General features: G+C 58.8%; 10 protein-coding genes and 1 pseudogene. 4 read left to right on the top strand and 7 right to left on the bottom strand.

Going from position 1 to position 13383, the window contains the following annotated elements; translation table 11 throughout:
• Together DTF_RS27095 and DTF_RS22130 are read left to right on the top strand one after the other, a co-directional pair.
• Window positions 1-357: pseudogene (locus DTF_RS27095) on the top strand (elongation factor P); the annotation flags it as partial.
• Between the two features lie 722 nt (window positions 358-1079).
• Entirely contained in the window at window positions 1080-2399 is a 1320-nt protein-coding gene (locus DTF_RS22130) for an MFS transporter (protein ID WP_035055973.1), read from the top strand.
• A gap of 208 nt (window positions 2400-2607) precedes the next feature.
• Here DTF_RS22130 and DTF_RS0105960 read toward each other — a convergent pair whose 3' ends face one another.
• From DTF_RS0105960 to DTF_RS22125, 6 genes are all read right to left on the bottom strand, one after another.
• A complete protein-coding gene (locus tag DTF_RS0105960; RefSeq protein WP_027714588.1) occupies window positions 2608-2991 on the bottom strand; it encodes a hypothetical protein in 384 nt (127 codons plus the stop codon).
• A 147-nt stretch (window positions 2992-3138) separates the two neighbouring features.
• Window positions 3139-4518: a sigma-54 dependent transcriptional regulator gene (locus DTF_RS0105955; RefSeq protein WP_027714709.1), complete on the bottom strand. Its 1380-nt coding sequence runs from the start codon at window positions 4516-4518 to the stop codon at window positions 3139-3141.
• Window positions 4512-6485 (bottom strand): cache domain-containing protein, encoded by a 1974-nt coding sequence (locus DTF_RS0105950; protein WP_027714587.1) that lies wholly within the window; start codon window positions 6483-6485, stop codon window positions 4512-4514. The genes DTF_RS0105955 and DTF_RS0105950 overlap by 7 nt, the downstream gene beginning before the upstream one ends.
• A gap of 276 nt (window positions 6486-6761) precedes the next feature.
• Window positions 6762-7853: a THUMP domain-containing protein gene (locus DTF_RS0105945; protein WP_081702836.1), complete on the bottom strand. Its 1092-nt coding sequence runs from the start codon at window positions 7851-7853 to the stop codon at window positions 6762-6764.
• A gap of 55 nt (window positions 7854-7908) precedes the next feature.
• On the bottom strand, window positions 7909-9036 hold the full coding sequence (locus DTF_RS0105940) for an AI-2E family transporter (RefSeq protein WP_027714585.1): 1128 nt from the start codon (window positions 9034-9036) through the stop codon (window positions 7909-7911).
• Window positions 9017-9580, bottom strand: coding sequence for a Crp/Fnr family transcriptional regulator (locus tag DTF_RS22125; RefSeq protein ID WP_051360985.1), 564 nt, complete (start codon window positions 9578-9580; stop codon window positions 9017-9019). The genes DTF_RS0105940 and DTF_RS22125 overlap by 20 nt, the downstream gene beginning before the upstream one ends.
• 259 nt (window positions 9581-9839) lie before the next feature.
• On the opposite strand from DTF_RS22125, the gene uvrC reads away from it, so the two are divergent.
• Entirely contained in the window at window positions 9840-11702 is a 1863-nt protein-coding gene (uvrC, locus tag DTF_RS0105930; RefSeq protein ID WP_027714584.1) for an excinuclease ABC subunit UvrC, read from the top strand.
• Window positions 11703-11824: 122 nt separating this feature from the next.
• On the opposite strand, the gene DTF_RS0105925 is transcribed toward uvrC, so the two are convergent.
• Window positions 11825-12727, bottom strand: a complete 903-nt coding sequence (locus tag DTF_RS0105925; protein WP_162148596.1) for an OmpA family protein — start codon at window positions 12725-12727, stop codon at window positions 11825-11827.
• 169 nt (window positions 12728-12896) lie between these two features.
• On the opposite strand from DTF_RS0105925, the gene DTF_RS27090 reads away from it, so the two are divergent.
• A partial coding sequence (locus tag DTF_RS27090; protein WP_369798550.1) for a nicotinate-nucleotide diphosphorylase occupies window positions 12897-13383 on the top strand: 487 nt, incomplete at its 3' end.

The following is a 13383-nucleotide window of genomic DNA, read 5'->3' as shown; positions in this document are numbered from 1 at the left end:
GATTCATGCTCGCAGTGTTGCAAAACAAAGTTTTGCAACACTGCACTCTTTCGGAATCCCTCAGATTATTTCTCGCCTGGACCGGAGCTGTTCGAGCCGGTTCAGGGATTTCTGCTGGAGGGGACGGAGGTGCAGCTCGGCATCTTTCAGGGACAGGTGGTGAGCGTCGATCCTCCCATGACGGTGGAGCTCACCGTCACCGAAACGGCCCCCGCCATCAAGAATGCCACCGCCACTGCCCAGACGAAGGAAGCGGTCCTGGAGACCGGCCTGAGAATCCAGGTGCCGGGTTATCTGGAGACGGGGGAGAAGATCAAGGTGGACACCCGGGAAGCCCGTTTCGTCTCTCGGGCCTGATCCTCACTCCCTTTTTCGCAATTCTGCAAATCCCCTCCGATTCATGCTCGCAGTGTTGCAAAACAAAGTTTTGCAACACTGCACTCTTTCGGAATCCCTCAGATTATTTCTCGCCTTCATGCGTGCTCTCCTTGACTTCCAGAGGGAAAGCCCGCCTTTTTCTCTTCTTTCTTTGCATTTCTGCAAATGCCGACGCGCTGCCGCATCCCCCCCCTGATCCTTGTTCCGCATTCTAAGTCACTGTATTTACACCGAAGTCGGTGAGAATCGGGCCCTCCTAAAACATTGGTATGCAGGTTGCTCTATCCGTATACAACACCGGGAGGTTCCTCCCCCATCGGATCGGAGCGAAGCCCATGCAGAACAGCCAGGTATGCCCCTTCTTTCGTAAAGACGACGACTGCTGCGATGTCGGCTGCGGCTACATCACCTCTCATGACGTTCAGATGATGGTGACCTATTGCAATAATCGCATCGCGGACTGTTCGAAATACCAGGAACTGGTGGCCCGTTATCCTCAGGAAAAAGTCGGAGCCCCCGTTTCGCCTCTTCCGACGTCGCCCCGGCCGGCGCAGCCGGCTTTTGCTCCCGCGGCGGCAGGTGGGATAAGGCAAAAACCGCTTATCCGTCCTTTCAGAGTGAAATGGCCGCTGCCGCACCATATCCGGTACATCTCTGCCAACAACTGCTCGAGTTCCATTCAACTAAAGGAGGAAAACGAAATGACACTGCCAAACGCAAGCAGAAAAGGCTGGACCGTCGCTCTGGCGGGGACGGGCATCAACCTGGCCCTGGGCATTCTCTACACCTGGAGCATCTTCAAGGGCGCGATCGCCGATTCGATCGCCACGGGCGGACCCGACGCTTTCAACTGGGACAAGGCCTCGATCAACGACCCCTATGCCGTGGCCTGTCTGGCCTTTGCCGTGGCCATGATTTTGGCCGGAAAAGTTCAGGACAAGTTCGGCCCCAAAGTCACCTGCATCATCGGCGGTCTCATGGTCGCAGCCGGTTTCATCTGGATTTCCCAGACCACGAGCTACCTGGCCTGGGTGATCGGCTTCGGGGTTCTGGCGGGGATGGGGATCGGTTTCGGCTACTCGGCGGCCACCCCGCCGGCTCTCAAGTGGTTTCCGCCGGCCAAGACCGGTCTCATCGCCGGCCTTGTCGTTTCCGGTTTCGGCCTGGCTTCAGTCTATATCGCTCCTTTGGCGAAATATCTTCTCGAGGGCTACGGCCTGCAGCAGTCCATGCTCTTTTTCGGCATTGCCTTTGCCGTGGTGGTCAGCGGCCTGGCCCTGTTGATCAGCAACCCTCCCGCAGACTTCGTACCCGCCGGAGTTTCCGCGGCCGGCGCGGCGAAGAAGACGGCGAGCGCAGGGGATTGCAAACCGTCTCAGCTCTTCCGGGATGCCCGATTCTATACCCTCTGGGCCTGCTTCTTCATCGGGGCAGGCGCCGGCCTCATGGTTATCGGCAGCGCCAAGGGGCTGGCCTCGGCGAGCCTGGGCGAGATGGCTTTCCTCGTGGTCGTCATCATGTCCGTCGGCAACGCCGCCGGCCGCCTGGTGGCCGGCGTGGTGTCCGACAAGATCGGCCGTGCCAACACCCTGCTGATCATGCTGGTCTTCCAGGCCGCTCTCATGTTCGCCGCCATCCCCGGTCTCAGCGGCAAGGGAAGCCCTCTGATGGTCGTCCTGCTGGTCACCTTCATGGTCTTCAACTACGGCACCAATCTCGCCCTATTTCCCTCTTTCGCCAAGGATTACTGGGGAATGAAAAACTTCGGCATGAATTACGGCATCCTCTTCTCAGCCTGGGGAATCGGAGCAGCCGTGCTGGTGCGTGTCTCGGAAATGCTGAAGGTCAAGACCGGCAGCTTCACCACCTCCTTTGCCGTAGCAGGCGTCATGCTTCTGGTCGGGGCGATGCTCAGTCTCTCCCTGCGCCAGCCCAAGGCGGTGGCCGTCGAGCAGGAGGCTCTTGCCGGCGAGATTGTTGAAGAGGAGGACCTGGAACTCCAGCGGGTCGGTTTGAAGTAAGTCTCAGAACCCGAGCTATCCAGAAAAGCGAAAGGCCGTCCTTTGTCGGGACGGCCTTTCCGCTTACAACATCTAAAATCAAAGTCAAAACCATCTCACGCCCGTTTCGCTTCGCTCACTCAAGCCGCAAAGACCGCAAAGAAGTCAAAAACAGAAAGGTCTTCTCTGCGCCTCCGCGCCTCCGCGTGAAGGATTTGCTTATCCGCGCTCAGGGGACGGAGTGGGCGAAGAACTGATCGGGGGCGGTGGTCAACTGCAGGACTTCGGTAAAGGAGACTCCGAGGGGTTTCATCAGGAAGATGACCATCAGGCCGATGATCAGGAAGGCGGCAGTCCAGTTGAGCAGCCCCGTGAGCCAGGGCCAGTCGGCTTCCTTTCGCTTCTGCCGCTTATCCTGTTCCTCTTCCTCGTCGCGGACCATGGCCCGGGCCGCTTTCCTCATGATCCTGCCGGAGCTGAGAAAAATCACGGCCGAGATGATGAATTGCGGCATGATGTCGATGGAAAATATTCCCGACCCAAGCATGATCCCGTAAAAGGCCATGGCGCAGATTCCCAGGAGGGTCATCTGTCTGCTGAGTCTGGCGTTCATGGGGAACCTCCTTCCCGATGCTTCCGGCCGCGTTTGCATGAAGTAGAATGACGTTTTAGCTATATGGGAAAACTTAGCTTTTGTTGTGCACGATGTCAAGCATAAAGCCCGCAAATGGCGACGGCACAAGGATTCCGCAGATTGCGATCAGGAATGGTCTTCCCTGCGGATATCGTATTTCTTGAGCTTGCGATAGATGGTGGCCATGTTCATCCCCGCCTCCCGTGCGGCGGCTTCGATGTTGCCGCCGGTTTTTTTCAGCAACTCCTTTAGGTAATTTGTTTCGAACCGGGACAGGGCGGCGGCGTACTCGCTCTCCGGGCATCCATCCCCTTCTTCATCCGAGGCGGGGATTTCGATGAACCGTTTCAGGACCGCCAGGCTGATCGTTTCGCCGCTCTCGACGGCCATGCAAGCCTCGATCACGTTGCGCAGCTGGCGGATGTTGCCAGGCCAGTCGAAGGAGCAGGCGGCCCGGTGCGCCTCGGGGGAGAGCCCCGTGAAGGCGGTGACGAATTTCTCGTTCTGGGATTTGATGAAACTGGTCGCCAGCAGAGGGATGTCCTCCCGGCGCTCCCTCAGAGGAGGAAGGTGCAGGTTGACCACGTTCAGCCGGTAATAGAGGTCCTCGCGGAAAGAACCGTTTTCGACGCCGGTGCGCAGATCGGAATTGGTGGCGGAGAGAATGCGCACGTTCACCTTGGTCGGCCTGGTCTCGCCGATCCGGAGAAACTCCTGCTCCTGGAGGAAGCGCAGGAGGGTTTTCTGCACGTTCATGGGCAGGTTCCCGACCTCGTCGAGAAAAAGGGTGCCGCCGTCGGCCGCTTCGAGCAGTCCCTGGCGGTTTTCCGTGGCTCCGGTGAATGCTCCCTTTTTAGAGCCGAAGAGTTCGCTCTCCAGCAGCGTCTCGGGCAGCGCGCCGCAGTTGATGGCGACGAACCGTTTGTCCTGGCGAGGCGAATTGTAATGGATGGCCTGGGCGATCAGTTCCTTCCCCGTCCCCGACTCGCCGGTGATCAGCACCGAGGTATCGCGGATCGCCACCTTTTCCACCGTTTCCAGAAGCTTCTTGAGCCCCGGCGAGGCGCCGATGATCTTGTCGAAGCGGAATTTTCCGACCAGTTCCCGGCGCAGCTCGCGGTTTTCCTCCAGAAGCTGGGAATGCTTCAGCGCATTCTTGACCCGGTAGAGAAGCTCCTCCGGTTCGAAGGGCTTGGTCAGCATGTCGTAGGCCCCCTTGCGCAGAGCCTGAATGGACATCTCCACCGTGGCAAAGGCGGTGATCATCACCACCGGCACGGCCGGCGCCCTGGTCTTGATCCGCTCCAGCACCTCGAGACCGTCCATCCCCGGCATCTTGATGTCGGTGATGACCAGGTCCCACTGGTCGGGGCGAAAGGCCTCCACCGCCTCGAAGGAGCGGGTGAAGGCCCGGACCGCGTACCCGCTGTCGACCAGGACCGCTTCCATCATTCGGCAGAGCCCCTCTTCATTGTCGATCAGCATGATCCTTTTCGGGTTCATGATCGATAATCCTCCCGTCCCAGCGGCAGTGTGATGGTGACCGTTGTCCCCTCTCCCGGGGTGCTCTCCATGGAAATCCTCCCCTGGTGCTGCTCGACGATCTGTCGGGTAATCGCCAGTCCCAGACCTGTTCCCCGGGCCTTGGTGGTGAAAAAGGGCTCGAAAATCCTGTCCATATGTTCCTCGGCAATGCCGGCGCCGTTGTCGCTGAAGGTGATCCGGAGGACGCCGTCTCCGTCGGATGCCGTTCCCACCACCAGCCGCCCACCCTTGTCCATGGCGGCGCCCGCGTTCAGGATGAGGTTGATGGCCACCTGCCTCAGCTGGTCGCCGTCCGCCATGATTCGGGGGAGCGCCGGGGCGAATTCCCGGGCGATGGTCACATGGTGCATGTCGGTGTGGTTGGCGGCAAAATCGACGATCTGACCCAGAAGTTCGTTGATGTCGGTTTCTTCCAGGGTCGGTTTGGGAGTGCGGGCATAACTCAGCAGATCCTGAACGATCTTTTTGCACCGCTTGCTTTCCCGCTTGATCTCATGGATGAACTTATAGTGAGGGTCCTCCGGACCGATCTTCCCCTCGATGTAGCTGGCATAGCCGAGGATGACCCCCAGGGGGTTATTGATCTCGTGGGCGACTCCGCTGGAAAGAATGCCCAGGGAGGCCATTTTACCCTGTTGGGCCAGGGCCGCTTCCATTTCCCGGTTGCGCTGGATGATGGAAGTCATGCGGTTGAAGTTGACGGCCAGTTCCCCAAGTTCATCGTTGCTCTCCACGGTCATCTGCTGATCGAGACGCCCCTGTTTCACCTTGCGGATGACCGAGATCATGTGATGAATGGGGTCGGTGAGAACCTTGGCGGCGAGAAAGACCATGGCGATGGAAATAAGACCCACGACGAGAGAGATTACCACCAGGCTGCGCACGATGCGTCCCTCGATGAGGTTGGCTTCCCGGTAGAATTCGTCTTCGTAGGAACCGACGGCGACGATCAAGTCCCAGGGCTTGAAATAACTGTAGCGGACGATTTTCATCCGAGCTTCGGGGTCGCCCAGGTTCTTCCAGGGGTAACGGATCCATCCTTCCTTTTTTTCGCACATTTCGCGGATGAAATGAAATCCGTTCGAATCGGTGGAGTCGAATATGTTGACGCCTTCGGCATCGGGATGAATGACCAGGTTTCCCTCGCTGTTCATGCAGTAGATGTAACCGGTCTGCCCCACTTTCTTGTTTTTGATCTTGGCCTTGAGCTCTTCGAAGGCAATTTCTTCGAATTCGGCAGCCTCGTAGGTTTCGTCCAGGTATCCTCCGGTGGCAAGGATCCAGTCCCATTCGGGAAAATAGCGATAGGCGACGACCTTCTGCCGGGGCCGCCGGTCGCCGAGGACTTCGTTGCGCCACGGATAAACGATGAACAGCACGTGCCCCGGTTTGGAACGCACCGCTGCCTTGCACATGGCCCGGATGAAATGGCGGCCTTCCTCATCCTGTTCGTCGTAGACGTTTTCTCCTTCGCGGGCGATATGTACTTCGAGATCGCCCTTGCTGGTCATGGCGTAAATGTAGCCGCTGTCCCCGACGTTGACCCGTTTGAGGGCTTTTTTCGCCTCCCGCCTGGCCGCCTCCAGGTCCATTTTGCCGTCCAGGTACTGATTGTGCTGCGCCTGCACCAGGCTGTAGGCGAGATCGGTCAAGGCTCTCAATTCCTGCCTGACGGTCTCCTTTTTGTCCTCGGTATACACCTGAAACTGACGATGGTGGGAATCGAGCAGGTCGATGGTGAAGGTCGCCATATGTTCCAGATCGTCCTTGCTGGTCTGGGTCAGACCGAGGTTCGCCTGGCGTGTGGAGATGTAGCCGATGACATTGCCGACCACGATGATGGGGATAAGGACCAGTGGCAGAACCACCACCAGCAGCTTCCAGCGGAGTTGGAGATTGTTGACGAATTTGAAGAGGTGTCGGGGCATAGGTATTCAGGGGCTGTTGAAAAGGAATTTGTTCTGCGAAAAAAACAACATATATCGCAGGGAAGATGAGGGGATTATGGTGTAAACGGAAGGTCAAGTCAAGGGCGGCCGCGCCGGGGATGAAGGTTGATCAAAACGTGGTTTTCCCAGGCTGATCAAAAATGTCCAGATGCAAGGCGGACGACATCCTTCGGAAAAAGGCGTACCTGGAAGGTACGTCGTTGACGAAGGATGAGGACAACGCCGCAGGTGGGCGTTTTTCATCAGCTTTTCAGGTCAATAGAGTTCGTAGCGCAGCAGCCGGCATTCGATCGGCCCGTTGAAAAGGACGATGCGGCGCGAGGCCTTGAGGCCGACGAATTTGGCAAGCTGGGGATTGCCGCTGAAGAGATAGGCCGTATACCCCGCCGCGTTCTGCTTCATGGCGTCGCCGATCTGGCGATAGAGGCTTTTGAGCTGTTCGATCTCCCCGAGCCGGGCGCCGTAAGGGGGGTTGAAAAGAAGAATTCCGGGTCCGGGAGGAGGAGCAAGACTGCGAATGTCGGCCCGGTTAAGGGTAACGAGCCTGCCGACTCCGGCCCAGGCGGCATTTTTGCGGGCCATGGCCAGGGCCGCGGGGGAGATGTCGGACCCGATGATCGGCGCCGGCAGGGTATCCAGAATCTGTCCCCTGGCCTCCTCAACCAATCCCTGCCACACGTCCGGCCGGAAATCGGGCCAGCGCTGAAAGCCGAAATCCTGCCTCTCCAGTCCGGGCGGCCGGCCGGAGGCTTTCAGGGCCGCCTCGATGGGGATGGTTCCCGAGCCGCACATGGGATCGAGAAGGGGGATGCTGCCGTCCCAGTCGGTGAGCTCGATGAGAGCGGCGGCGAGGGTCTCCTTCAGGGGCGCCTCGGCCCGCTCGCGCCGGTAGCCCCGCTGGTGCAGACTGCCCCCCGAGGTGTCGAGGCTGACGGTACAGCGGTTTTTCGCCACGTGAAGATTGACCCTGAGGTCGGGATCCCTGGGGGCGACGTTGGGACGCCGCCCGAAACGGTCGCGCAGGGAGTCGACAATGGCATCTTTCGCCTTCAGGGCCGCAAATCCGCTATGGGTGAGTGAGGAGTCGCGAAGATTGCAGTCCACCGCCAGGGTCATGTCGGGATTGAGGTAATCATGCCAGGGGAGAGCCCGCAATCCCTGGTAGAGACTTTCGCCGCTGTCGCATAAAAATTCCGCAAGAGGCATGAGGACGCGGTTGGCGGTTCGCAGCCACAGATTGGCGCGCCAGGCGTCGATCATCGGACCCTCAAAGCGGACTCCGCCTGTTTCCGTGACGATTCCGGCGATGCCCAGTTTCTGCAGTTCGTCGGCAAGGACCTGCTCCATTCCCTTGCCGGTCGTGGCGAAGAACGAGCGGATGGAAGAATGATCGAGGGCGTATTCAGACAAAGCGGCCGGTCTCCAGCGATGTTTCGGAAATGGCCAGGTTGGTGCGGTAATGGCGGATTTCCAGAATGGCGATTTTAGCGATGGAGGCTACCGGTACGCCGATAATCATCCCGAGGACGCCGTAAAGCTTCCCGCCCATGATGATGGCCAGAATAACCCACAGGGGGTGGAGGTTGGCGACCCGGGAGATGAGAATAGGGATCAGGATGAAATTATCCACCAGGACCTGGGCAATGAGAAAATAGACGATGACGATCCACCAGAACTGGCCGCCCATGCCGAGATCGATCAGTGCGATGAGGATGCCGGGGATCATGCCGACGATCGGTCCGATATAAGGGACCAGGTTGGTGACTCCGGCAACCAGTCCGAGAATGGGAGCATAACGGATGTCTGTCATGGAAAGCCCCGCGGTGACGACCGCGCCGACGATAAAGGCCTCGAGAAGGCGGCCGCGAATGAACTGGGCCATCTGGTGGCTGACGAGATAGAAGAGGTCGTGGACCATTTCGAAGTAACGGTTGGGGGTGAGGGCGACGGTGGCTCGCATGATGCGGTGGCCGTCCCTGAGAAAGAAAAAAGAGAAAAGGGGAACAAGAATCAGCAGGCTGCCGAGACGCAGGGCCGATTTAGGGGTCTGCACCAGGATCTGGGACAGCAGCTGCTCGGCAAGAGTGCGGGCTCGTCCCGGCAGATCGTAATTGACGATGAAGGGGAAATGGTTGTGCAGATTGGCCTGGACTTCCCTGAGGAATTCGATGAGGCCGGCAGTGTAACGGGGGAGGTCGGACTTCAGGGACATCCACATCCCCAGCCACTTCGGACTGAACCAGCTCCCGGCCAGAAACAGCAGAATAAATATCAGCAGGTAAATGACGAAGATGCCGGCGGTGCGACTGATCCTCTCCCCCTCCACCAGGCGCACTGCCGGTTCGAGAAGGAAGGTGACGATCAGGGAAAGCAGAAGAGGGAGGAAGAGCCCCGCCGTTGCCGTCCGGAAGAGGGAAATGACCGTCGACGCCGAGAAGAATATAGCCAGCCCCGATGCAATGGCGGCGGTCAGGACGATGTAGAACAGCAGCAATTGGGGTCTGGAAAATTTATTGTTTGAGAGATTCATGGCTGCCTTCTTCGGAATCGGTCCCTGTCGGAGCGGCGGAAGCGGCGGCGGCCGCCTGGAGCCTGCGGATTTCCTGCCCGGTCGCCTGAAGGCGTTCGCTGATGATACGGGTGAGCCCCAGCAGGATCTTGCTGGCGATGCCCGGATGTCTTTGCACTGTTTTCAGCAGATCGGCGCGAAAGAGGCCAAACAGTTCGGCGGATTCCAGGGTCCGGGCCGATGCGGTGCGGGAGGTGGGAGCGGTCAGTGTGGTTTCGCCGAAAAAGTCGCCCGGTCCGAGCAGTGCCAGAGGCTCCTCTCGTCCTTCGGCATTGCGGAGGAAAATTTCCACCTTGCCGGTGCGTATGACATACATGCCGGAGCCCGTGTCCCCCTCTTCGAAAACGATTTCCCCGGGAGAGTAGCGGCGGATGTGAACCAGGGATTCCAGGTAGGCCAGTTCGCGCCCCTCCAGTTCAGAAAAAACGGGCACGGTCCCCAGGAAAAAGGCGAGCGATTCTTCTTCCGGTTTCTTGCGGAAAATGTTGCTCCACAGCAGATTCAAGGCTCGTCTCCTCAGTACGGTTCTGCAAAGACGGCATTATATCAATCTGAAGATTTAAAACCAGTGAAAACTGGTGGTTCCCTGGAAGACCAAGGCTTTGGGAATTACTTCAGCGGACAGGACACGTCCTCCAGTCCCTTCCCTTTCATTTGACAGAAAAATGCCCCCTTGATATTCTCAATTCCACCTCAGCGAGTACATTCCCTCTCCATTGCAAAACGCCCGGATCGCCCCGGCTTTATGTCCATCGGATAACCGCTTGCAGGAAGTCGACCTGAAAAAATATCCCGCCGCCCCCGGCGTCTACATCATGAAGGGGGAGGACGAGGGCGTTCTTTATGTGGGCAAGGCCAAAAATCTGCGCAACCGCCTGCGCACCTATTTTTCGGCCCGGGGCGATGGCAGGAACCACATCCGGTTTCTTATGGACCGGGTTCGGAATATTGCTATCATTGTCACCGACACGGAAAAAGAAGCGCTCATCCTTGAGAACACCCTGATCAAGAAATACCGCCCCCGCTACAACATCCATCTGCGCGACGACAAAACCTATGTCTCGATTCGCCTCGATCCTCGTGAGGAGTTTCCCGCCCTGCAGGTGGTGCGCAAGGTCAGGCGCGACGGCGCACTTTATTTCGGGCCCTTCTCCTCCTCCTCGGCGGTGCGCGAGACCCTCAAGGAGATCTACCGCATTTTCCCCTTGCGCCATTATCCCCTGGCCGCCTGCCGCCGCCGCGGCCGTCCCTGCCTCTTCTACCAGATCGGCCAGTGCAGCGCACCCTGTCACGGCAAGATCAGTCTGGAGGAATACCGGGAGCTCGTCAGAGGGGTGATCGCCCTGCTGTCGGGTCGGGAGAACGAGGTCGTCGCCCTGCTGGAGGAGAAGATGAAGGCCGCCGCTGCCGGAATGCGCTTCGAGGAGGCCGCCCGGCTGCGGGACCAGGTCCGCGCCATCGAGCAGACGGTGGAAAGGCAGAAGGTGGTCGAGGCCGGAGGCGGAGACCAGGATGTGATCGGGTTGCACCGGGAAGGGGGGGAGGTGGAGTTGGCCGTTCTCTTCATCCGCCGGGGCAAGCTCATCGGCCGGCGCATCTATGATCTGGAATGGCGTCTTGCCGAGGACGAGCTTCTTTCCAATTTTATTCAGCAGTTCTATGGCCTGGACATCTTTATCCCCGACCAGGTACTGCTTCCCTTCGCTCTCGACGATGCGCCGGCTCTTTCCGAATGGCTGACCGAGCGCAAGGGGAAAAAGGTGGCGGTCACGGCGCCGCAGCGGGGGGCGAAGCGCGAGATCGTCTCCCTTGCCGAGCGCAATGCCCTGGAGGCTTTCCGCGAGCGGGGAAGCCGCCGAGAGGCCCGGCAGGGGGTTCTCGAGGAAATCCGGGAGAAACTGCACCTGTCCCGGCTGCCCCGTCGCATGGAGTGTTTCGACATCTCAAACGTCGGCGGACGTCAGAGCGTCGGCAGCATGGTGGTGCTGACCGACAGCGAGCCGGACAAGGGGGCCTATCGCCATTTCCGGATCCGCTCCGTCGAGGGGGCCGACGATTACGCCTCTCTCTATGAGGTGCTCAAAAGAAGGCTGCTCCGGGGGATTGAGGAAGACCTCCTCCCCGATTTCATTCTCATCGACGGCGGCAAGGGGCAGCTTTCGGTTCTTTCCGCCGTTCTAGCGGAGATGGGATTAGAGGAGCGCATCGATGCCGCCGGAATCGCCAAGAGCCGGGTGCTGGCCAACGTGCGGGGAAAGGCCGTGGAGCGCAGCGAGGAGCGTTTTTTCCTTCCGGGGCGTAAAAACCCGGTGCTGCTTCGCCAGGGTTCTCCTGCCCTGTTCATGCTTGAGCGGCTGCGGGACGAGGCGCATCGCTTCGCCATCACCCATCATCGCAAGCTGCGCGGCAAGCAGGCCCTTCAATCCTCCCTGGAAGAGATTCCGGGGGTGGGTCCGGTGCGACGCAAGGCTCTCCTGAAGCATTTCGGCAGTCTGAAGAAGATCAAGGAGGCATCCCTGGAAGAGCTGAATGCCGCTCCCGGGGTCAATGCCTCACTGGCCCGGGACGTCTGGAGCTTTTATCAGGGGGGGGAGAATGTGGAGAAGGAGAAGCCTGAACAGAGCTAGTCAGAATGCAGAAAATAGAATAAAAGCTGGCCTCTTCAGTTTGAGCATGCTCTGATTGTCTTCTGTCTTCTGTCTTCTGTCTTCTGTCTTCTGTCTTCTGTCTTCTGTCTTCTGTCTTCTCTTTACTCAAGCGGCTGGTGCACCTTCCCTTCCAGGGGGACGAGAACGATCTGGATGCGCCGGTTCTGGGCGCGCCCCTCGGGGGTGTCGTTGCCGGCGATGGGCCGGTGTTCGCCGAAACCGCAGGCGGCGAGCCGTTCAGCGGGGATGCCGATCTTGTCCTGGAGAAAATGGACGACGTTCGTCGCTCGGGCGGTCGAGAGCTCCCAGTTGGAGGGGAAGGTCTGCTGAAGGCGGGTGCTGATGGGGACATTGTCGGTATGTCCCTCGACACGGATTTCCTTATCGGCGACCTCCTTGAGGATGTCTCCGACCCGGCTCAGCACCTCCAGTCCGGCGGGCTTCACCGCGGCCTCGCCAGAGGCGAAGAGTATCCGCTCCACCATGTTGACGGTGAGGCGTCCCTGCAGTTCGGAAATAGTGATCTCGCCCCGCTCGATCTCCGATTCCATCTTGTCCACCAGCTCATCGTAGGTATTCTTCATCTGAGCGATTCGCGCCTCGCGGGCGATCCGCTCCTGTTCCACCTGCTGGGTCAAATCCCGGTTCCGGTCCTCCAGCCTGTCGATGGTCCGGCGCATTTCGGCCATCGCCTCTCCCGCTTCTTCGCTGCGTGCCGAAAGGACCCGCTCCACTCGGTCGATGTCGGCACGGGCTCGGCTGAGATCCTGCTGCAGGGCTGAATTCCTGGCCAAAGCCTCAGCCAGGCTCTGATTGAGATCGTCATTGCGGGTGGCCAGTTCCGTTTGTTTTTCCAGCAATTGCTGAAGTTCGTTCTCGAGGTTGTGAATGGTGGCGGACAGGCTGTCCGCTTTATCGACCTGCTGCTGATAGGTCGATTTGCTGACGCAGCCGGAGAGTAGAAAAAGGATGAGCGGCAATGCAGATAGAAAAGAAAGGCGCACGTTGAATCTCCTTGGGGGGGTGGAAAGTCGGACCATGACCTAAACTTTTAAGCAAAAAATGGCCAAAAGTAAAGCAATTTACTTTTAGCACGGGCGTCGGGTTTTCGGTTGCGGCGGGTTGAAAAGATATGGTATAAAAAAGCGTTTTCAATATGTTAGGGGGTACCTCATGTTTGAGATTGACAGGATAATCCGTAACGCCCTGCAGGAAGACATCGGCTTGGGTGATGTGACCACGATGGCGACGGTGGAATCCGGGGTCGTCGTTCGCGCAGAACTTGTGGCCAAAGAAGATTTCGTCCTGTCCGGCATCGATGTCGCAGGGCGGGTTTTTAAGCTTCTTGATGAGAACGTTGCGTTTGAAAAACTTCTGGAAGACGGCCAGGGCGTCCGCCGCGGCGAGGTTCTGGCCTGGCTGAAAGGGGAAGCTTCCGCTCTGCTGCAGGGAGAACGTGTCGCGCTGAATCTTTTGCAGCGCATGAGCGGCGTGGCCACACTGACTTCCCAATTCGTCAGGGAAGTGGCGGAAACGGGGGCCACGATCGTCGATACCCGCAAGACCACTCCTGGCCTGCGGATTCTGGAGAAATACTCCGTTCGCATGGGGGGCGGGCGGAATCACCGCACCTCTCTTTACGACGGTGTCCTGATCAAGG

The organism is Desulfuromonas sp. TF (assembly GCF_000472285.1).
In the GTDB taxonomy this organism is placed as follows: Bacteria; Desulfobacterota; Desulfuromonadia; order Desulfuromonadales; family ATBO01; genus ATBO01.
This window is presented reverse-complemented; position numbering and strand designations above follow the sequence as displayed.